This window comes from Clostridium sp. MCC353 (genome assembly GCF_018785315.1).
In the GTDB taxonomy this organism is placed as follows: domain Bacteria; phylum Bacillota; class Clostridia; order Lachnospirales; family Lachnospiraceae; genus CHH4-2.
Window position 1 is genome coordinate 712 of the sequence record NZ_WQPN01000176.1, and the last position, 708, is coordinate 1,419.

The following is a 708-nucleotide window of genomic DNA, read 5'->3' on the forward strand; positions in this document are numbered from 1 at the left end:
TGTCCGCATCCAAACATCCAGTCCGTCCCCTCGTCCCGCTTTCCTGCTGGTATTCCCTGGCTCAAGTAATTAAAAGCAATTTAACATTAACCCTCAAGGCATTTTCGAAAATGCCGTCACCCTTTGATGTAAATGCCGTCACCATTTACATCAAATCTCCATGTCATATTCGTCAATACCTACATCAATTACCAAATACCTCCTCATTGAAACGCTTCTTTGCTCTTTCTACTCATCTCCCCCCAAAACTTTTTTATTTTTAGGCGTAACTTTGGGCAATAACCCAAATAAAGATTTGGAGAAGGGAAGTAGAAAAGGCAAAGACGCGTTTGATAGAGGCGTTGTTTGGTATTTAGTGCAGATTATGACATAGAGGTTTAAAGTAACTGACGTGGGGATTAGCAGTAAAAGGCGAAGGCATTTTCGAAAATGCCTTCGCCCTTTATGTTAAATTTGCTTCTAATTACTTTAGCCAGAGAAAACCAGCAGGGAAGCGGGGAGGGCGGACGGCGGGGCAGAAGACCGGAGAGCTGTACCGGGGAAAACCAACGATACAGGGGTCATGTGGAAACCGTTTAGTGGAACTTAGGTTTTCAGCAGGAAAGAAGGCGGGCAGAAACTGAAAACAGAATCAGTTTCTGAGATGCCCACTGAACGGTAAAGTCCCATAAAGAGTTTACCGTGAATGGGCATCGGACCGCCTTCTTT

At 44.5% G+C, this 708-nt stretch carries 1 protein-coding gene; it reads left to right on the forward strand.

Annotated elements, in window-relative coordinates:
- On the forward strand, window positions 1–263 hold a 263-nt coding region (locus GPL15_RS26065), incomplete at its 5' end, for a hypothetical protein (RefSeq protein ID WP_215701599.1).
- Window positions 264–708: the final 445 nt, after the last annotated feature.